The organism is Mycobacterium sp. 663a-19, from assembly GCF_035616495.1.
GTDB lineage: Bacteria > Actinomycetota > Actinomycetes > Mycobacteriales > Mycobacteriaceae > Mycobacterium.
This window is the reverse complement of sequence record NZ_JAPJAV010000014.1, coordinates 25743-45147: the sequence shown is the minus strand read 5'-3', so window position 1 is coordinate 45147 and position 19405 is coordinate 25743. Positions and strand designations below refer to the sequence as shown.

The 19405-nt window shown below is 69.3% G+C and carries 17 protein-coding genes; 10 read left to right on the top strand and 7 right to left on the bottom strand.

Going from position 1 to position 19405, the window contains the following annotated elements; translation table 11 throughout:
- Positions 1–2 precede the first annotated feature (2 nt).
- The 4 genes from sufC to OQ968_RS21680 are packed head-to-tail and all read right to left on the bottom strand — an operon-like array spanning position 3 to position 5328.
- On the bottom strand, positions 3–785 hold the full coding sequence (gene sufC / locus OQ968_RS21695; RefSeq protein WP_324681355.1) for a Fe-S cluster assembly ATPase SufC: 783 nt from the start codon (positions 783–785) through the stop codon (positions 3–5).
- A complete protein-coding gene (gene sufD / locus OQ968_RS21690) occupies positions 782–1969 on the bottom strand; it encodes a Fe-S cluster assembly protein SufD (RefSeq protein WP_324681353.1) in 1188 nt (395 codons plus the stop codon). The genes sufC and sufD overlap by 4 nt, the downstream gene beginning before the upstream one ends.
- Positions 1970–4501, bottom strand: coding sequence for an intein-containing Fe-S cluster assembly protein SufB (sufB, locus tag OQ968_RS21685; protein ID WP_324681467.1), 2532 nt, complete (start codon positions 4499–4501; stop codon positions 1970–1972).
- Positions 4498–5328 carry a metalloregulator ArsR/SmtB family transcription factor gene (locus OQ968_RS21680; RefSeq protein ID WP_324681466.1) on the bottom strand — a complete coding sequence of 277 codons (831 nt, stop codon included), beginning with the start codon at positions 5326–5328 and terminating at the stop codon, positions 4498–4500. Before OQ968_RS21680 ends, sufB begins: the two co-directional genes overlap by 4 nt.
- Between OQ968_RS21680 and mptB the strand changes: the two genes are divergently transcribed.
- The 4 genes from mptB to OQ968_RS21660 all read left to right on the top strand — a co-directional run bounded on the left by mptB (position 5322) and on the right by OQ968_RS21660 (position 9830).
- Entirely contained in the window at positions 5322–7022 is a 1701-nt protein-coding gene (gene mptB / locus OQ968_RS21675; RefSeq protein WP_324681351.1) for a polyprenol phosphomannose-dependent alpha 1,6 mannosyltransferase MptB, read from the top strand. The genes OQ968_RS21680 and mptB overlap by 7 nt on opposite strands.
- Entirely contained in the window at positions 7019–7960 is a 942-nt protein-coding gene (locus OQ968_RS21670; protein ID WP_324681349.1) for an ABC transporter ATP-binding protein, read from the top strand. The genes mptB and OQ968_RS21670 overlap by 4 nt, the downstream gene beginning before the upstream one ends.
- A gap of 77 nt (positions 7961–8037) precedes the next feature.
- Positions 8038–8748, top strand: coding sequence for an ABC transporter permease (locus OQ968_RS21665; protein WP_324681464.1), 711 nt, complete (start codon positions 8038–8040; stop codon positions 8746–8748).
- Between the two features lie 116 nt (positions 8749–8864).
- Positions 8865–9830 (top strand): COX15/CtaA family protein, encoded by a 966-nt coding sequence (locus OQ968_RS21660; RefSeq protein WP_420715976.1) that lies wholly within the window; start codon positions 8865–8867, stop codon positions 9828–9830.
- Here the strand turns inward: OQ968_RS21660 and OQ968_RS21655 are convergent.
- The gene (locus OQ968_RS21655) at positions 9768–10601 is read right to left on the bottom strand and encodes a hypothetical protein (protein ID WP_324681348.1); all 834 of its coding nucleotides are present in this window, start codon (positions 10599–10601) and stop codon (positions 9768–9770) included. The two genes, OQ968_RS21660 and OQ968_RS21655, sit on opposite strands and share 63 nt — an antisense overlap.
- Before the next feature lie 19 nt (positions 10602–10620).
- On the opposite strand from OQ968_RS21655, the gene OQ968_RS21650 reads away from it, so the two are divergent.
- The gene (locus OQ968_RS21650; protein ID WP_324681347.1) at positions 10621–11592 is read left to right on the top strand and encodes a quinone oxidoreductase; all 972 of its coding nucleotides are present in this window, start codon (positions 10621–10623) and stop codon (positions 11590–11592) included.
- Positions 11593–11658: 66 nt separating this feature from the next.
- Here OQ968_RS21650 and OQ968_RS21645 read toward each other — a convergent pair whose 3' ends face one another.
- Positions 11659–12573, bottom strand: a complete 915-nt coding sequence (locus OQ968_RS21645) for a heme o synthase (protein WP_324681345.1) — start codon at positions 12571–12573, stop codon at positions 11659–11661.
- 248 nt (positions 12574–12821) lie between these two features.
- Here OQ968_RS21645 and tkt point away from each other — a divergent pair, with 248 nt between their 5' ends.
- From tkt to pgl, 5 genes are read left to right on the top strand one after another with little or no spacing between them, the layout of a single operon-like run.
- A complete protein-coding gene (gene tkt / locus OQ968_RS21640; protein WP_324681343.1) occupies positions 12822–14921 on the top strand; it encodes a transketolase in 2100 nt (699 codons plus the stop codon).
- 15 nt (positions 14922–14936) lie between these two features.
- Positions 14937–16058, top strand: a complete 1122-nt coding sequence (tal, locus tag OQ968_RS21635) for a transaldolase (protein ID WP_324681342.1) — start codon at positions 14937–14939, stop codon at positions 16056–16058.
- A complete protein-coding gene (zwf, locus tag OQ968_RS21630; RefSeq protein ID WP_324681341.1) occupies positions 16055–17599 on the top strand; it encodes a glucose-6-phosphate dehydrogenase in 1545 nt (514 codons plus the stop codon). Before tal ends, zwf begins: the two co-directional genes overlap by 4 nt.
- Positions 17596–18507 carry a glucose-6-phosphate dehydrogenase assembly protein OpcA gene (gene opcA / locus OQ968_RS21625; RefSeq protein ID WP_324681340.1) on the top strand — a complete coding sequence of 304 codons (912 nt, stop codon included), beginning with the start codon at positions 17596–17598 and terminating at the stop codon, positions 18505–18507. Before zwf ends, opcA begins: the two co-directional genes overlap by 4 nt.
- Entirely contained in the window at positions 18504–19262 is a 759-nt protein-coding gene (pgl, locus tag OQ968_RS21620; RefSeq protein WP_324681339.1) for a 6-phosphogluconolactonase, read from the top strand. The genes opcA and pgl overlap by 4 nt, the downstream gene beginning before the upstream one ends.
- On the opposite strand, the gene OQ968_RS21615 is transcribed toward pgl, so the two are convergent.
- Complete coding sequence (locus OQ968_RS21615) at positions 19259–19393, bottom strand: hypothetical protein (protein ID WP_324681338.1); 135 nt, start codon at positions 19391–19393, stop codon at positions 19259–19261. The genes pgl and OQ968_RS21615 overlap by 4 nt on opposite strands.
- Positions 19394–19405 lie beyond the last annotated feature (12 nt).

The window sequence follows — 19405 nt, the reverse complement described above, 5'->3', positions numbered from 1 at the left end:
GGTTACGCCCCCGCGGCCGCCGCTTGGGAGAAGCGCTCGTAGCCGTTCTGCTCGAGCTCGTCGGCCAGCTCCGGGCCGCCGGACTCGGCGATGCGGCCACCGACGAAGACGTGCACGTATTCCGGGTGGATGTAGCGCAGGATGCGGGTGTAGTGCGTGATCAGCAGGATCCCGCCGTGCTCGGTCTCGGCGTAGCGGTTCACACCCTCACTGACCACCCGCAGCGCGTCGACGTCCAGCCCCGAGTCGGTCTCGTCCAGGACGGCGATCTTGGGTTTGAGCAGTTCGAGTTGCAGGATCTCGTGGCGCTTCTTCTCGCCGCCGGAGAAGCCCTCGTTGACGTTGCGCTCGGCGAAGGCCGGGTCGATTTCCAGCGACGTCATCGCCGACTTGACCTCCTTGACCCAGTGCCGCAGCTTCGGGGCCTCGCCGCGGACCGCGGTCGCCGCCGAGCGCAGGAAGTTCGACACCGACACGCCGGGCACCTCGACGGGATACTGCATGGCCAGGAATATCCCGGCCCGGGCGCGCTCGTCGACGCTCATCGCCAGCACGTCCTCGCCGTCCAGCGTGATGGAGCCGGAGGTGACCCGGTACTTGGGGTGGCCGGCGATCGCGTAGGACAGCGTCGACTTGCCGGAGCCGTTGGGGCCCATCAACGCATGCGTCTCACCGGATTTCACGGTCAGGTTGACGCCGTTGAGGATCGGGATCTCCCGTTCGCCGTCGGCGGCGGTCGGGTTCTCGACACTGACGTGCAGGTCCTTGATTTCGAGAGTCGTCATGAAGCTGTCGTCTTTTCTGTGATGGCCAGTTCGGTTTCTATGGCCGCGGTCAGGCGTTCCCGCACCTCGGGCACGGCGATCTTGGAGATGATCTCGCCGAAGAAGCCGCGGATCACCAGCCGGCGGGCCTGGTCTTCCGGGATGCCGCGGGAGCGTAGATAGAACAGTTGCTCGTCGTCGAAACGCCCGGTGGCACTGGCGTGCCCGGCGCCGACGATCTCGCCGGTCTCGATCTCCAGGTTGGGGACAGAGTCCGCCCGCGCCCCGTCGGTGAGCACCAGGTTGCGGTTGACCTCGAAGGTGTCGGTGCCGGTGGCCTCGGCGCGGATCAGCACGTCGCCCACCCACACGGTGTGCGCGTCGGGCAGGCCGGACTCCGGATCCCCTTGCAGCGCACCCTTGTACAGCACGTTGGACTTGCAGTCGGGGTGGGCGTGGTCGACCAGCAGCCGCGACTCCAGGTGCTGACCGTCGTCGGCGAAGTACAGCCCGAGCAGCTCGGCGTCCCCGCCGGGCCCCGAGTAGCGCACGCCGGCCGACAACCGCACCACCTCGCCGCCCAGCGTGACCGCGACGTGCCGCAGCACCGCGTCCCGGCCCAGCCGCGCGTGGTGCGCGCTCACGTGGACCATGTCGTCGTCCCAGTCGGCGATCCACACGACGGTGAGCCGGGCGGCGTCGTCGACGACGAACTCGACGTTGTCGGCGTAGGTCCCACCGCCCCGGTGGTCGATGACCACGACGGCCTCGCCGAGCTCTTCGACGCGGATCTGCAGATGCCCGTAAGCGACCGCGCCCGCGCCGGGCCCGGTGACGGTGATGTTCACCGGATCGGCGATCCGCGTGTCGCGCCCGACGGTGACCACCGTCGCGGTGTTGAACGACGAAAACGCCTGGGCCGCAACGCGGTCGGTGGGCGCGCCGCCCTGACCGAGCCGCTCGTCGCCGCGGCGCACGGTCTCGACGTGCACGCCCTGTTGTTCGGCGACGTCGATCTGGGCCCTACCGGTGGCCGGCGCCGAGCCGTCGTGCAGGCCGCGCAACCGGCGCAGCGGGGTGAACCGCCAGATCTCGTCGCGGCCGTGCGGCACCTCGAACGCGTCGACGTCGAAGGACGAGAAGAGCTCGCCCTTGTTGGCAGCGGCGAGCGACGAACCCTCAACCGCTTCGGTCAATTCCGTCACTTACCCGACCGCGCCTTCCATCTGCAGCTCGATCAGCCGGTTGAGCTCCAGCGCGTACTCCATCGGAAGCTCCTTGGCGATCGGCTCGACGAAGCCGCGCACCACCATGGCCATCGCCTCGTCCTCGGTCAGGCCGCGGCTCATCAGGTAGAACAGCTGGTTCTCGCTGACCTTCGACACGGTGGCCTCGTGGCCCATCGTGACGTCGTCCTCGCGGATGTCGACGTAGGGGTAGGTGTCGCTGCGGCTGATCGTATCGACCAGCAGCGCATCGCATTTCACGCTGGAGCGTGACCCGTGCGCGCCCTTGTTCACCTGCACCAGGCCGCGGTAGGACGTGCGGCCCCCGCCACGGGCCACCGACTTGGACACGATGTTGCTCGACGTGTTCGGCGCCAGGTGCAGCATCTTGGCGCCGGTGTCCTGATGCTGGTCCTCGCCGGCGAACGCCACCGACAGCACCTCGCCCTTGGCGTGCTCGCCGGTCATCCACACCGCCGGGTACTTCATGGTCACCTTCGACCCGATGTTGCCGTCGATCCACTCCATGGTGGCGCCGGCCTCGGCGCGGGCCCGCTTGGTAACCAGGTTGTAGACGTTGCCCGACCAGTTCTGAATCGTCGTATAGCGAACGCGCGCATGCGGTTTCACGATGATCTCGACCACCGCGGAGTGCAGCGAGTCCGACTTGTAGATCGGCGCCGTGCAGTTGTGCACCGCGAACCCGTAGGCAAGGTAGCTGTCCGGCGCTTCGACATCGAGGTTGTAGACCGGCTCATGCGCCTCACGCACAGTCCGCTTCTTGATCGGCACGGCGAAGTAATCGCCGCAATCACGGACCTGCCGGGTCCCATTACCGCCTTCGGTCCATTGGACCTGGTACAGATCCTTACGGACGATGTTGCGACCCTGGATCACCCCAGGACCGCCCGAGCGACGCAGTTCGACTGTGGCGTAGCGACCCAGTCGCGCGAGGATGGCCTGAAGCTGGAAAGCCCAAATACGTGACGTCGTGTGGACCCGCGTCCACAGCGCACCGTTTCGCCTCGTGACGTTGCCATCTCCGTTGACATAGGCGTCGACCAGCTCCCGCAGGAACGTCTCGTCCTGGCGCATCAGGGTGTCGGACAGCTTCTTGTTGGATGAACCCGACCCGACGTGTTGGCGCATGGCCGCGTATCCAGCCTTGGTGTAGACCAGGACTCGCGCGGAATGCTTGTGCTCCTCAATAAGCACCGAGCCCGCTGTCTCATACAACGACTTGCACGCCTGCCGCACCTCTTCGACGTAGTCGAACTCGTTGCTGTTGAACGAGAACACAAGCGATTCAGCATGATTGGTAAGACAGGCATGACCCTCGGCCAGGTAGTAGCCGGCCAGGCGGGCAAATTCAAGGGGCAGCACCGTTTTGTGCGGGACCGGCTTCGGCTTGGGATAAATCAAGAAGTCGCCGTCGGCCACATCCTTGGCCGCGATCCACCGCGGCTCGGTGGAGCGCAGCTTGGCACTGTTGACTTCCGCCTTCCACCCGTTGCGCTCTTTACGCATAACACGCACCTCATCACGCGGAACGACCAGCAAGGGGTGTTCCGCGGTGACCGAGAACTTGTTGGCGGGCGACATCGGCGTGAAGGTGAACAGCTCGCCGTTGAGGTCGCGCATCTGCATAGCGGTGACGCGGTGGGGCCGCCCGTCGTGGCCGGTGACGTAGTCGCCGACGCGGATCGACTCGATGGGCCGCAAGTCGCCGTCGGCGGTCGTGATCAACTCACCGGCGGGCAGGCAGCCCTCGACGTAGTGCACGTACGCGCCCTCGTCGGCGATGATCAGCGTTCGCTCGAACTGGCCCATGTTCTCGGTGTTGATCCGGAAGTAGGCCTGCAGCGGGATGTCGACGTGCACACCGGGCGGGACGTAGATGAACGATCCGCCGCTCCACACGGCTGTATTCAATGCAGAAAACTTATTATCGCCCGCTGGAATTACCGTTCCGAAATACTGCTTAAATATCTCGGGGTGTTCCCGCAAACCAGTATCGGTGTCAAGAAAAATGACTCCCTGAGCCTCTAAATCCTCTCTGATCTGGTGGTAAACAACCTCGGATTCATATTGAGCCGCTACTCCAGCAACCAATCTTTGCTTTTCTGCTTCAGGAATTCCCAGCCTGTCGTATGTATTTCTAATGTCTTCTGGCAAATCATCCCAAGTGGCAGCCTGCTTTTCGGTGGACCGCACGAAGTACTTGATGTTGTCGAAGTCGATGCCGCCCAGGTTCGAGCCCCACGTCGGCATCGGCTTGCGCTCGAAGATGCGCAGCGCCTTCAGCCGGTTCTGCAGCATCCACTCGGGCTCGTTCTTCTTCGCGGAGATGTCGCGCACCACCGCCTCGGACAGCCCGCGCTGGGCGCTGGCGCCCGCGATGTCGGAGTCCGCCCAGCCGTAGCCGTACCGGCCCAGCGAGGCGATGGCCTCCTCCTGGGTCAGCGGCGCGACGGGAGTCGCGGTCTTGCTGGCCTCGGGTGTGAGTGTCATACGGACGCTCCTTTGATGCTCGTGGTGTCGCGGCGCGGGCTGGGCGCCGGGGTAAGAGGCACGTGGGTGGTGCAGGCGCAGTCGCCGTTGACGATGGTCGCCAACCGCTGCACGTGGGTCCCCAGCACCTCGGCCATCGCCTGCTGCTCGGCCTCGCACAGCTCCGGGAATTCCTCGGCGACGTGGGATACCGGGCAATGGTGCTGGCAGATCTGCACGCCGTGGATCGGCCCGCCGACCCGCGTCGTGGTGGCGACGTAGCCGGCGTTGGTCAGCGCGCGGGCGACCCGCTCGGCGGCCGCCTCGACGTCGTCGTCCTCGGCGCTGTCGGCCGCCGGCACATCGGCCAGGATGGCGTCGATGCGCTGGCGGGCGAACGTCCGCACCGCGTCCTCACCGCCGATTTCCCGCAGCTGCCGCATGGCCGCGGCCGCCAGGTCGTCGTAGGCGTGGTCGAGCTTGGCCCGGCCCGCCGCGGTCAGCCGAAAGCGCTTCGCCGGCCGGCCGCGCCCCACCTGCTGCCACGGCGCGGCGGCCGTGGACTCGGCGTCGCCGGCCTCGATCAGCGCGTCGAGGTGCCGGCGCACGCCGGCGGCCGCCAGGCCCAGCCGGTCACCGATCTCGCCGGCCGTGATCGATCCGGATTCCAGCAGCAAGCGCACGATGGCCCGGCGAGTGTGCCCATCGGCAACCGGGCCAGCATTCTGCGCTGACGCTACGGGGATTTTCACAACACCAGTGTGACGCAATTCCGGGGATCGGTCTAGCAAGGGTGCCCTGCGTGGACGGTTGCGCTGGTCACACCGGCTACGCTGCTCTGATGGCAGGCCGCCACCACACGCTGAGCTCCTCGATCGCCAGCCTGCACGGCGACGAGCAGGCCGTGGGCACGCCGCTGAACGATACCGAGCTCACCGCGCTGCGGCGCACCCGGCTGTTCGGCGCCACCGGCACCGTCCTGATGGCGATCGGCGCCCTGGGCGCCGGCGCCCGGCCCGTCGTGCAGGACCCGACGTTCGGGGTCCGGCTGCTCAACCTGCCGTCGCGCATCCAGACGGTATCGCTGACGATGACGACGACCGGGGCGGTCATGATGGCGCTGGCCTGGCTGATGCTCGGCCGGTTCGCGCTGGGCAGCAGGCGGATGTCGCGCGGCGACCTGGACCGCACCCTGCTGGTCTGGACGCTGCCGCTGCTGATCGCCCCGCCGATGTACAGCAAGGACGTCTACTCCTACCTGGCGCAGAGCCAGATCTCGCTGGAGGGGCTCGATCCCTACCGGGTCGGCCCGGCGTCCGGGCTCGGCCTCTCCCATGTGTTCACGCTGTCGGTGCCCAGCCTGTGGCGCGAGACGCCGGCGCCCTACGGCCCGTTGTTCCTGTGGATCGGCCGCGGAATCTCGGCCCTGACCGGCGAAAACATCGTCGCCGCGGTGCTGTGTCACCGGCTTGTGGTGCTGCTCGGGGTGGGCCTGATCGTGTGGGCGACGCCCCGGCTGGCCCGGCGCTGCGGCGTCGCCGAGGTCAGCGCGCTGTGGCTGGGCGCGGCGAATCCGCTGCTGATCATGCATTTGGTCGCCGGCATCCACAACGAGGCGCTGATGCTCGGGCTGATGCTGGCCGGCGCCGAATTCGCGCTGCGTGGCATCGACTCCCCGCGCGTGCTGCCCCGGTCGTGGCGGTTGGGCCCGGACTGGGAGCCCCTGGGCATGCTCCTGGCAGGCGCGATCCTGATCACCCTGTCGTCGCAGGTGAAGCTGCCGTCGCTGCTGGCGCTCGGGTTCGTCACGATGGCGCTGGCGCATCGCTGCGGCGGCAACCTGCGGGCGCTGCTGCTGGCCGGCGGCGGGATGGCGGCGCTGTCCCTGTCGGTGATGGCCCTCGTCGGCTGGGCCAGCGGGCTGGGGTTCGGCTGGATCTACACGCTGGGCACCGCGAACGTCGTCCGGAGCTGGATGTCGCCGCCCACGCTGCTGGCCCTGGGCACCGGGCAGGTGGGCATCCTGCTGGGGCTGGGCGATCACACCACCGCCGTGCTGGCCCTGACGCGTGGCATCGGCGTGCTGATCATCATGGTGCTGGTGGTGTGGCTGCTGGTAGCCGTCTTCCGCGGCCGGCTGCACCCGATCGGCGGGCTCGGCGTCGCGCTGGGCATCACGGTGCTGCTGTTCCCCGTGGTGCAGCCGTGGTATCTGCTGTGGGCGATCATCCCGCTGGCCGCCTGGGCCACCCGCACCGGTTTCCGGGTGGCCGCGATCGTCATCACCCTCGTCGTCGGCATCTTCGGCCCGACGGCCAACGGCGACCGGTTCGCGCTGTTCCAGATCGTGGATGCCACCCTGGCCAGCACCGTCATCGTGGTGGCGCTCATCGCCCTGACGTACACCCGGTTGCCGTGGCGGCCGCTGCCCAACGGCGGCCGCGGCCCGGAGCCGGTGCCCGCCACGGGGCCGAACGGCGAGGCCCCGAGACCGGCCCCTAGTTCCGAGGCCACACCCGACGCCTACGCTGATTCCACGTGAGCTCGCGCCCCTACACCCCCGACACGGTCGTGCGACTGCGCGGGGTCAGCAAGCAATACGGCGCGACCAAGGCCGTGTCCAACCTCGACCTCGACGTGCACGCCGCCGAGGTCCTGGCGCTGCTGGGCCCCAACGGCGCCGGCAAGACCACGACCGTCGAGATGTGCGAGGGCTTCATCCGCCCCGACGCCGGCAAGCTCGAGGTGCTCGGGCTCGACCCCATCGCCGACAACGCCGCGCTGCGCACCCGCATCGGGGTGATGCTGCAGGGCGGGGGCGGCTACCCCACGGCGCGTGCCGGCGAGATGCTCAACCTCGTGGCCGCCTACTCCGCCGACCCGCTGGACCCCGCATGGCTGCTCGACATCGTGGGCCTCACCGACGCCGCCCGCACCACCTACCGGCGGCTATCCGGCGGCCAGCAACAGCGGCTGGCGCTGGCCTGCGCGCTGGTCAGCCGCCCCGAGCTGGTGTTCCTCGACGAGCCGACCGCGGGCATGGACGCCCACGCCCGCCTCGTGGTCTGGGAGCTGATCGAGGCGCTGCGCCGCGACGGCGTGACGGTGGTGCTGACCACCCACCAGCTCAAGGAGGCCGAGGAGCTGGCCGACCGGCTGGTCATCATCGACCACGGCGTGACCGTGGCCTCGGGCACGCCGGCGGAGCTGAAGCGCGCCGGCGCCAAGGACCAGCTGCGCTTCACCGCGCCGCCGCGGCTCGACCTGTCCCTGTTGGCCGCCGCCCTGCCGGAGGACTACAAGGCCAGCGAGACGACGCCGGGCGGGTACCTGGTCGAGGGCCCGATCAACCCCCAGGTGCTCGCGACCGTCGCGGCGTGGTTCGCGCAGATCGACGTGCTGGCCACCGACATGCGGGTCGAGCAACGCAGCCTCGAGGACGTGTTCATCGACCTGACCGGCAGGGAGGTGCGCCCGTGAGCACGACGGAGACGAGCGGCCCGCTTTTTCCCGAGGGCACGTTCACCCCCGACCCGCGCCCGAGCGCCGTGTCGCGCATGCTCGCCGCCCAGTTCGCGCTCGAGTTGAAGCTGCTGCTGCGCAACGGCGAGCAGTTCCTGCTGACGCTGGCCATCCCGATCACGCTGCTGGTCGGCCTGACGGTGCTGCCGCTCGGATCGTTCGGCGACAACCGCGCCGCCACGTTCGTCCCCTTCGTCATGGCGCTCGCGGTGATCTCCACGGTGTTCACCGGGCAGGCGATCGCGCTCGCGTTCGACCGCCGCTACAACGCACTCAAACGGCTGGGCGCCACGGCGCTGCCGGTCTGGGGAGTCATCGCCGGCAAGACGCTGGCGACGATCGCCGTGGTGTTCATCCAGGCGATCATCCTGGGCGCCATCGGGTTCGCGCTCGGCTGGCGGCCCTCCGTGGCGGCGCTGGCGCTGGGCGCGGTGATCATCGCGCTGGGCACCGCCTGCTTCGCGGCCTTCGGCCTGCTGCTCGGCGGCACGCTGCGGGCCGAGATCGTGCTCGTGGTGGCCAACCTGATGTCGTTCGTCTTCGCCGGGTTCGCCGCGCTGACCCTGGAAATCAAGATGATCCCGCCGGGATTCACATGGGCCGCCCGGCTGACACCGTCCGACGCGCTCACCGAGGCGCTGTCGCAGGCGATGACGTTGTCGGTGGACTGGTTCGGCGTCGTCGTCCTGGCGGCGTGGGGCGCGGCGGCGGCGCTGGCCGCGCTGCGCTGGTTCCGCTTCACCTGACCCGGGCCTTGCGTTGACTCTGCGTCCAGGGCGGAGAAGTTCGAGTGGGCCGCACCATGAGCGCAGAGTCAACGCCCGCTTCTACTACAGGCCGTAGTCGTCGCTACGATCGGGCGGTGCTGAGACGAACGCTGTTGCGGTTGGTGGACCTGCTCCCCGACCCCAGCCTGCGTATCCAGCGGCTCATCGCCGCCGCCGTGATCCTCACCCAGGGCGGCATCGCCGTCACCGGCGCCATCGTCCGCGTCACCGCGTCGGGGCTGGGCTGCCCCACCTGGCCGCAGTGCTTTCCGGGCAGCTTCGTTCCGGTGGCCGTCGCCGAGGTGCCGCGGGTCCACCAGGCGGTCGAGTTCGGCAACCGGATGGTCACCTTCGCGGTGGCCATCGCCGCGGCGCTGGCGGTGCTGGCCGTGACCCGGGCGCGCCGGCGCGCCGAGGTGCTCGCCTACGCGTGGCTGATGCCGGTGTCGACGCTGGTGCAGGCGGTGATCGGCGGCATCACCGTGCGCACCGGGCTGCTGTGGTGGACGGTGGCCGTCCACCTGCTCGTGTCGATGACGATGGTGTGGCTTTCGGTGCTGCTCTACGTCAAGGTCGGCGAGCCCGACGACGGGGTGGTGGCCGACCGGGTGGCCGGGCCGCTGCGCGCGCTGACGGCGCTGACCGCGGTGGACCTGGCCGCGGTGCTGGTGACCGGCACGCTGGTGACCGCCGCCGGGCCGCACGCGGGCGACCGCAGCCCCAGCCGGACGGTGCCGCGGCTCGAGGTGGACATCCCGACGCTGGTGCACGCGCACTCGTCGTTGCTGGTCGCCTACCTCGCGCTGCTGGTCGGGCTGGCCTTCGGGCTGCTGGCGGTGCGCGCCGGCCGGGACATCATGCTGCGCCTCGGCGTCCTGCTGGCGCTGGTGTGCGCGCAGGCCGCCGTCGGCACCACGCAATACTTCACCGGGGTGCCCGCCGCGCTGGTCGCCGTCCACGTGGCCGGCGCGGCGGCGTGCACGGCGGCCACCGCCGCCCTATGGGCGTCGATGCGAACCCGGATGCGAGAGCGGGCCCAGCCCGAGGCGCTCGCACGCTGACTCCACGGCCAGCGCGAACTCGCGCTGGGCGAGGTCGCGGGTTTCGGCGTCCAGCCGCAGCCAGCCCAGCGACGGGTCCACCAACGCCAGCTCCAGCAGCTTCGAACCGCTCAAATGTGCTCGCGCATAAAGCAATTCGCTTGTCTGGATGCCGACCCGGTCCGCGGCGGCGGCCAGCGCCGCGGCGCCCACGTCCCAGGCCTCGAAGTCCGGGTCGGCCGGGAATGCGTGCGACGGTTCCCCACCGATGAAGACCAGCACGGTCTCGGGAGCGGGGTCGGCGGGCTGCACCCAGGCGCCCCGACCCAGTTCTGCCGCATAGCCCGCGGCCGCGGCCCGGTCACCGAACCGGCGGGTGCCGGTGCCGACGACCGGGCCGACGAACACGTCGCCGCGGCGCGACAACCGAAGCCGTTCGCCCGGCGCATACGCCTCCCCCGGCACCGTCGGCACCCCGCGGGCCGCCAGGTCGCCCAGATAGCGCCGATCGGCGTTCCAGGCGACGACGGCGGGCGCGTTCAGCAGGTTGGGCACGGCACGGGCCCAGGTCAGGAACTCGTCGAGGCGCCCGGCGTAGTCGCGGGTCGCGCGCAGTATCACCAGGTGCGCGCGGCGGGTTTCGGGATCGTCCCAGGACAGCCACCGCGCATGCAGCCCGCGCCGACGCAACGCGGTGACCAGCCCGGCGTCGTCCCCGTCGCCGGCAGGGTGCTGCGGGCACCCGGCCAGCACGATGCGCGGATGGAAGACATCGGGCCGGGCGAGCTTCATGCCCGGGCATGATAGCCAGATGCACGCAATCGAAGTCAGCCGAATCGGCGGTCCCGAAGTCCTGCGCTACGTCGACATGCCACAGCCCACACCCGGCCCGGGTGAGCTGCTCATCAGGGCCGAGGCCATCGGCGTCAACTTCATCGACACCTACTTCCGCTCGGGGCAGTACCCGCACGAGTTGCCGTTTGTCCTCGGCACCGAGGTGTGCGGCACCGTCGAGGCCCTCGGCGAGGGAGCGGACTTCAGCGTCGGGCAGCGGGTGGTCACCGCGGCGGCCGTCGGTGCCTACGCCGAATTCGCAACTGCGCCAGCGTTTTTGACCGCGGCGGTGCCCGACGGCGTGACCCCCGACGTGGCGGCGTCGGTACTGCTGAAGGGCCTGACCGCGCACTACCTGCTCAAGTCGGTGTATCCGGTGCAAAGCGGCGATGCCGTGCTGGTGCACGCCGGCGCCGGGGGCGTCGGGCTCATCCTCACCCAGTGGGCACGCCTGCTCGGCGCCCGGGTCATCACCACCGTGTCGACACCGGAGAAGGAGCGGATGTCCCGGGAGGCCGGCGCCGACGAGGTGCTCTCCTACCCCGACGACCCGGCACAGTTCGGCGAGCGGATCCGCGCGCTCACCGACGGCGCCGGGGTGGCGGCCGTGTACGACGGCGTCGGCGCCACCACCTTCGACGCCAGCCTGGCCAGCCTGGCCATCCGCGGGACGCTGGCGCTGTTCGGCGCCGCCAGCGGGCCCGTTCCGCCGGTGGATCCGCAGCGGCTGCACGCCGCCGGCTCGGTGTTCCTGACGAGGCCGGGGCTGCCCCATTTCATGCGCACCGCCCAGGAGTTCAGCTGGCGCGCGGAGGAATTGTTCGACGCCGTCGCCGGCGGGGCGATCAGGATCGAGGTCGGCGGACGCTACCCGCTGTCCGACGCGGCCCGCGCCCACGCGGACCTGCAGGGCCGCAAGACCACCGGCTCGATTGTGCTGCTGCCGTAGTGCCGAGCAGACGCAAAAGCACCCATAAACGGTCCGTTTAGGGTGCTTTTGCGTCTGCTCGGCCCCTCAGAACAGGGTCGGCAGGGCGATCACCGAGTCGAGCGCCAGCGCGCAGAACACCACCGCGAGGTAGTTGTTCGACTGCAGGAACAGCCGCAGCGGCTTGATCGGCTCGCCGGCGCGCACTCCGGCGTACAACTGGTGGGCCATCGCCAGGAACCACACCCCGGCGACCAGGGCGACCGCCGCGTACAGCCAGCCGGTGGCCAGCGCCAGCGCCAGCGTCGCCGCCACGGTCAACCAGGTGTAGACCAGGATCTGCTTGGTGACCTGACGCTCGGTCGCCACGGCCGGCAGCATCGGGACCCCGGCCGCGCGGTAGTCGTCCTTGTACCGCATCGCCAGCGCCCAGGTGTGCGGCGGCGTCCAGAAGAAGATGATCGCGAACATCACCAGCGCCGGCCAGGCGATGGTGCCGGTGACGGCCGACCATCCGATCATCACCGGCATGCACCCGGCCGCGCCGCCCCACACGACGTTCTGCGACGTGCGGCGCTTGAGCAACAGCGTGTAGACGAACACATAGAACGCGATGGTGGCGACGGCCAGCAGCCCCGACAGCAGGTTCGTCGTCCACCAGAGCCAGAAGAACGACCCGGCGCTCAGCGCCAGCCCGAGCACCAGCGCGTTTCGCGTCGGCACCGCGGCGCGCGCCAGCGGCCGGCGCGCGGTCCGCTTCATCACCTTGTCGATGTCGGCGTCGGCCACGCAGTTCAGCGTGTTGGCGCCGCCCGCGGCCAGCATCCCGCCGATCAGCGTGTCGAAGATCAGCAGTGGGTTCACGTGGCCGCGGTCGGCCAGCAGCATCGCGGGTATCGCGGTGACCAACAGCAGCTCGATGACCCGCGGCTTGGTCAACGCCAGGTAGGCCAGCACGGTGGGGCGTATCCGGCCCGGCGCGACGCGCCCGCGAACGCTCACGCAATAACTCCTCGGGTCGCACCAGCGCGCAGTATCTACTACGCACGATGGTAGACCGCGCGTCCACAGCTCCCGGCCCGCAGGGTCCAATCACCCAGATTTCCCGATCGCGGGACTGCTTGCAATGCGCCACTGGCCTGCGCGTAATTTTCACAACGGCCGGCGGCGGGTACCCCCAATCCTGCGCTGCAAACGCCGGCGCTCCCGCACTAGGGTGAGGATTGATCAGTCGACCCAAGGATGAGTCTGTGACGACACTCGAAGAGATCTCCACGCTGACCGAACAGCACCTGCCCGACGACTGGACCGAGATCGACTCGGCCGCGGTCGACACCATCCGGGTGCTGGCCGCCGATGCGGTCCAGAAGGTCGGCAACGGACACCCCGGGACCGCGATGAGCCTGGCTCCCTTGGCCTACACACTGTTTCAGCGCACCATGCGCCACGACCCCAGCGACACGCACTGGCTGGGCCGGGACCGGTTCGTGCTGTCGGCCGGGCACAGCAGCCTGACCCTGTACCTGCAGCTCTACCTCGGCGGCTTCGGCCTGGAGCTGTCCGACATCGAGTCGCTGCGAACCTGGGGATCCAAGACGCCCGGGCACCCGGAGTTCCGGCACACCAGGGGCGTCGAGATCACAACCGGCCCGCTCGGGCAGGGCCTGGCATCGGCGGTCGGGATGGCGATGGCGTCGCGCTACGAGCGCGGCCTGTTCGACCCGGACGCCGAACCCGGAACCAGCCCGTTCGACCACCACATCTACGTGATCGCCTCCGACGGCGACATCGAAGAGGGCGTGACCTCGGAGGCGTCGTCGCTGGCCGGTGTGCAGCAGCTGGGCAACCTCATCGTGTTCTACGACCACAACCAGATCTCGATCGAGGACGACACCAACATCGCGCTGTGCGAGGACACCGCCGCCCGCTACCGCGCCTACGGCTGGCACGTGCAGGAGGTGGAGGGCGGCGAGAACGTCGTCGCCATCGAGGAGGCCATCGCCAACGCGCAGGCCGTCACCGACCGGCCGTCGTTCATCTCGCTGCGCACCATCATCGGCTACCCGGCGCCCAACCTGATGAACACCGGCAAGGCGCACGGCGCCGCGCTGGGCGACGACGAGGTCGCCGCCGTCAAGAAGATCCTCGGCTTCGACCCGGACAAGACGTTCGAGGTCCGCGACGACGTCATCGCCCACACCCGCAAGCTGGTGGACCGCGGCAGGGAGGCCCACGAGAAGTGGCAGCCGCAGTTCGACGCGTGGGCGCAGCGCGAACCCGAACGCAAGGCGCTGCTGGACCGGCTGACCGCGCAGCGGCTGCCCGACGGCTGGGACGCCGACATCCCGCACTGGGAACCGGGCTCCAAGGCGCTGGCCACCCGCGCCGCCTCGGGCGAGGTGCTGAGCGCGGTGGGGCCGAAGCTGCCCGAGTTGTGGGGCGGTTCGGCCGACCTGGCGGGCAGCAACAACACCACCATGAAGGGCGTGGATTCCTTTGGCCCGCCGTCGATTTCGACCAAGGACTACACCGCGCACTGGTACGGGCGCACGCTGCATTTCGGTGTTCGCGAACACGCGATGGGCGCCATCCTGTCCGGCATCGTGCTGCACGGGCCGACCCGGGCCTACGGCGGCACCTTCCTGCAGTTCTCCGACTACATGCGCCCGGCGGTGCGGCTCGCTTCGCTGATGAACATCGACACGATCTACGTGTGGACCCACGACTCGATCGGGCTCGGCGAGGACGGCCCGACCCATCAGCCGATCGAACACCTTTCGGCGCTGCGGGCGATCCCGCACCTGTCGGTCGTGCGTCCCGCCGACGCCAACGAAACGGCCTACGCGTGGCGCTCGATCCTGGCCCGCGGCAACGGCAGCGGCCCGGTCGGCCTGATCCTGACCCGGCAGGGCGTGCCCGTGCTGGAGGGCACCAACTTCGAGGGCGTCGAGCGCGGCGGCTACATCCTGGGCGACGACGGCTCCGCGGACGGCGAGGAGCCCGACGTCGTGCTGATCGCCACCGGCTCGGAGGTCCAGCTCGCGGTGGAGGCGCAGAAGTTGTTGGCGGACAAGGACATCGTCGCGCGGGTGGTGTCGATGCCGTGCGTGGAGTGGTTCGAGTCGCAGCCGTCGGACTACCGCGACAGCGTGCTGCCGCCGTCGGTGTCGGCCAGGGTCGCCGTCGAGGCCGGGGTCGCGCAGTCCTGGCACAAGCTGGTCGGCGACACCGGGAAGATCGTGTCGATCGAGCACTACGGGGAATCCGCGGACTACAAGACTTTGTTCCGTGAATATGGCTTCACCGCCGAAGCCGTTGCGGCCGCAGCGGAACAGGTAGTGGACAACTGAGGAAGGGTGATTCACATGACCAGTCAGAACCCTAACCTTGCGGCGCTGTCCGCCGCGGGGGTGTCCGTTTGGCTGGACGACCTGTCGCGCGAGCGGCTGCAGTCGGGCAACCTGCAGGAGCTGATCGACACCAAGTGCGTCGTCGGCGTGACGACCAACCCATCCATCTTCCAGAAGGCGTTCGCCGAGGGCCACGCCTACGACGAACAGATCGCCGAGCTGGCCGAGCGCGGCGCCGACGTCGACGCCACCATCCGCACCATCACCACCGACGACGTGCGCAGCGGTTGCGACGTGCTGACGCGGGAGTGGGAAGCCTCCGACGGCGTCGACGGCCGGGTGTCCATCGAGGTCGACCCGCGGCTGGCCAACGACACCGACAAGACCATCGCGCAGGCCGTCGAGCTGTGGAAGATCGTCGACCGGCCGAACCTGTTCATCAAGATCCCGGCCACCAAGGCCGGCCTGCCCGCCATCACCGCCGTTCTGGCGGAAGGCATTTCGGTCAACGTCACCCTCATCTTCTCCGTGGAACGACACCGCGAGGTGATGGACGCCTACCTGGCCGGGATGGAGAAGGCCCGCGAGGCCGGGCACGACCTGTCCAAGATCCATTCGGTGGCATCGTTTTTCGTGTCCAGGGTGGACACCGAGGTGGACAAGCGGCTGGAAAAGATCGGCTCCCCCGACGCGCTCGCGTTGCGCGGCCAGGCCGGCGTCGCCAATGCCCGGCTGGCCTACGCCGCCTACCAGGAAGTGTTCGAGGGCGGCGAGCGCTACCGGGCGCTCAGGGCCGACGGCGCCCGTGTGCAGCGTCCGCTGTGGGCGTCCACCGGGGTCAAGAACCCCGACTACTCCGACACGCTGTACGTGACCGAGCTGGTCGCGCCGAACACGGTGAACACCATGCCGGAGAAGACGATTGACGCGGTCGCCGACCATGGCGTCATCCAGGGTGACACCGTCACCGGCACCGCAGCGGCCGCCCAGCAGGTGTTCGACAAGCTGGCGGCGGTCGGAGTCGACCTGCCCGACGTGTTCGTGGTCCTGGAGAACGAGGGCGTGGAGAAGTTCGTGGATTCCTGGACCCAGCTGGCGGAGGAAACACAGAAACAACTCAGTTCCGCCGCTAAATGAGCCGGGCCGCTGCCGCCGCGCAGTGGCGTAATCCGCTGCGGGACAAGGAAGACAAGCGACTGCCCCGCATCGCGGGCCCATGCGCCATGGTGCTCTTCGGCGTCACCGGCGACCTGGCCCACAAGAAGGTGGTGCCGGCGATCTACGACCTGGCCAACCGTGGCCTGCTGCCGCCCACCTTCTCGCTGGTCGGCTTCGGCCGCCGCGATTGGGATCACGACGCCTTCGCCCAGGTGATCCACGACGACGTCAAGCAGTACTGCCGGACCCCGTTCCGCCAGGCGATCTGGGAGCGGCTGGCCGACGGATTGCGGTTCGTGCGGGGCGACTTCGACGACCAGGCCGCGTTCGGGCGCCTGGCCGAGACGCTGGAGAAGCTCGACGCCGAGCGCGGCATCGGCGGCAATCACGCCTTCTACCTGGCGATTCCGCCCAAGGCGTTCCCGGTGGTGTGCGAGCAGCTGCACTCCTCCGGGCTGGCCCGCCCGCAGGACGACCGGTGGAGCCGGGTGGTCATCGAGAAGCCGTTCGGCCACGATCTGCAGAGCGCGCGCGAACTCAACCACGTGGTCAACTCTGTCTTCCCCGAGGAGTCGGTGTTCCGCATCGACCACTACCTGGGCAAGGAGACCGTCCAGAACATCCTGGCGCTGCGGTTCGCCAACCAGCTGTGGGACCCGATCTGGAACGCGCACTACGTCGACCACGTGCAGATCACCATGGCCGAGGACATCGGGCTGGGCGGGCGGGCCGGCTACTACGACGGCATCGGCGCCGCCCGCGACGTCATCCAGAACCACCTGATGCAGCTGTTGGCGCTGACCGCGATGGAGGAACCGGTCAGCTTCAAACCGTCGGCGTTGCAGGCCGAGAAGATCAAGGTCTTGTCGGCCACCCAGCTCGCGCAGCCGCTCGACGAGACCAGCAGCCGCGGCCAATACGCCGCCGGCTGGCAGGGCGGGGAGAAGGTGGTCGGCCTGCTCGACGAGGAGGGCTTCGCCTCCGACTCCACCACCGAGACCTTCGCCGCCATCACGCTCGAGGTGGACACCCGCCGCTGGGCCGGCGTGCCGTTTTACCTGCGAACGGGAAAACGGTTGGGCCGCAGGGTGACCGAGATCGCCTTGGTGTTCAAGCGGGCCCCACATCTGCCGTTCGACGCCACCATGACCGACGAACTCGGCACCAACGCCATAGTCATCCGGGTCCAGCCCGACGAGGGGATCACCCTGCGGTTCGGTTCCAAGGTGCCGGGCAGCGCGATGGAGGTCCGCGACGTCAACATGGATTTCTCCTACGGCTCGGCGTTCGTGGAAGATTCCCCCGAGGCGTATGAGCGATTGATCCTGGACGTGCTGCTCGGCGAGCCGTCGCTGTTCCCGGTCAACGAGGAGGTCGAATTGGCTTGGGAGATACTGGATCCCGTTCTCGACTATTGGGCGACGCACGGCAGGCCCGAGCCGTATGAGGCGGGCACCTGGGGCCCGGCGTCGGCGTTCGAGATGCTGCGCCGGACCGGCCGGGAATGGCGGCGGCCGTGATTATCGATCTGCTGGACACCAGCACCACCGCGGTCAACAAGAAGCTCGACGAGCTGCGCGAGAAGGCCGGCGTGGTCACGATGGGCCGGGTGGGAACGCTGATCATCAAGTCGGACAACGACACCATGCTCGAGGAGTCGATCGAGGCCGCCAACGCCGCCAGCCACGAGCACCCCAGCCGGGTCCTCGTCGTGACGACCGGCGACGCCGACGCCGCCGAGGCCCGGTTGGATGCCCAGGTTCGGGTCGGCGGCGATGCCGGCGCCGGGGAGGTCGTGGTGCTGACCCTTTCGGGGCCGCTGGCCGGTCACGCCGAGAGCGTCGTCATTCCTTTCCTGCTGCCCGACATCCCGGTGGTGGCGTGGTGGCCCGACATCGCCCCGGCCGTTCCCGCCCAAGACCCGTTGGGCAAGTTGGCGATTCGGCGCATCACCGACGCGACCAACAGCGACGATCCCCTGTCGGCGATCCGCAGCCGGCTGCCCGGGTACACCGCCGGCGACACGGATCTGTCCTGGGCCCGCATCACCTACTGGCGGGCGTTGCTCACCACCGCCGTCGACCAGAAGCCCCACGAGGAGATCGAGTCGGCCCTGGTTTCCGGTTTGCGCACCGAGCCCGCGCTCGACGTGCTGGCGGGCTGGCTGGCCAGCCGGATCGACGGACCGGTGCGCCGGGTGGTCGGCGACCTCAAGGTCGAGCTGGAACGCAGAACCGAAGCCATCACCCTGAGCCGGCCGCAGGAGGGCACCACCGCGACCCTGAGCCGCACCGGCCGGCCGGACGCGCTGGTGCCGTTGGCGCGCAGGGAAACCCGTGAGTGCCTCGCCGAGGACATGCGCCGGCTGGATCCCGACGAGATCTACTTCGCCGCGCTCGAAGGCATCGACAAGGTGCACTACGCATGAGCACGGTCATCGACATCGTCCCCGACGGCGAGGCCGTGGTCCAGGCCGCCGGCAGCCGGCTGGTCACCACCATCCAGGGCGCCGTCGCGGCCCGCGGCCGGGCGCTGATCGTGCTGACCGGCGGCGGCAACGGCATCGGCCTGCTGAGATACCTGGGCGACCAGGGGCAGCACGTCGACTGGTCGAAGGTGCATCTGTTCTGGGGCGACGAGCGCTACGTCCCCGAGAACGACGACGAGCGCAACGAAAAGCAGGCCCGGGAGGCGTTGCTCGATCACATCGACATCCCGCCGAGCCAGGTGCATCCGATGCCCGCCAGTGACGGCGAATTCGGCGACGACCTGGCCGCCGCGGCGCTGGCCTACGAGCAGCTGCTGGCCGCCAACGCGGCACCCGGCGCGCCGCTGCCGAACTTCGACGTCCACCTGCTCGGGATGGGGCCCGAGGGCCACATCAACTCCCTGTTCCCGGACACCCCCGCCGTCTTGGAGACCAGCCGCCTGGTCGTCGGGGTCGAGGACTCCCCCAAACCCCCGCCGCGGCGAATCACCTTGACACTGCCCGCCATTCGGCAGTCCCGGGAGGTGTGGCTGATGGTCTCCGGGGCGGGCAAAGCCGACGCGGCGGCCGCCGCCATCGGCGGTGCGCAACCGGTTTCGGTGCCGGCCGCCGGGGCCGTCGGGCAGGAGACCACGCTGTGGCTGCTCGACGAGGCGGCCGCGGCCAAGCTTCCCGACCGGGGGCGGCCGGGTTAACCGCGAGCCCGCTCGGCCTGCCGATCCGCGTATCCGGCCGCGTAGTCGCCGGCCCGCCGGGCGATGTCGGCGCCGTCGGGGCGGCCGCGCAACCGGACCCGCCAGTCGGCGTCACAGCGTCGTCGTCGCACACCCGGTTAGAT

Bases quoted from the DNA above. Each gene is read 5' to 3' on its own strand.
- OQ968_RS21650 (WP_324681347.1), top strand. From the start codon at position 10,621: ATGCACGCAATCGAAGTCAGCCGAATCGGCGGTCCCGAAGTCCTGCGC.
- OQ968_RS21665 (WP_324681464.1), top strand. From the start codon at position 8,038: ATGCTCGCCGCCCAGTTCGCGCTCGAGTTGAAGCTGCTGCTGCGCAAC.
- pgl (WP_324681339.1), top strand. From the start codon at position 18,504: ATGAGCACGGTCATCGACATCGTCCCCGACGGCGAGGCCGTGGTCCAG.
- sufC (WP_324681355.1), bottom strand. From the start codon at position 785: ATGACGACTCTCGAAATCAAGGACCTGCACGTCAGTGTCGAGAACCCG.
- zwf (WP_324681341.1), top strand. From the start codon at position 16,055: ATGAGCCGGGCCGCTGCCGCCGCGCAGTGGCGTAATCCGCTGCGGGAC.
- mptB (WP_324681351.1), top strand. From the start codon at position 5,322: ATGGCAGGCCGCCACCACACGCTGAGCTCCTCGATCGCCAGCCTGCAC.
- tal (WP_324681342.1), top strand. From the start codon at position 14,937: ATGACCAGTCAGAACCCTAACCTTGCGGCGCTGTCCGCCGCGGGGGTG.
- OQ968_RS21655 (WP_324681348.1), bottom strand. From the start codon at position 10,601: ATGAAGCTCGCCCGGCCCGATGTCTTCCATCCGCGCATCGTGCTGGCC.
- sufB (WP_324681467.1), bottom strand. From the start codon at position 4,501: ATGACACTCACACCCGAGGCCAGCAAGACCGCGACTCCCGTCGCGCCG.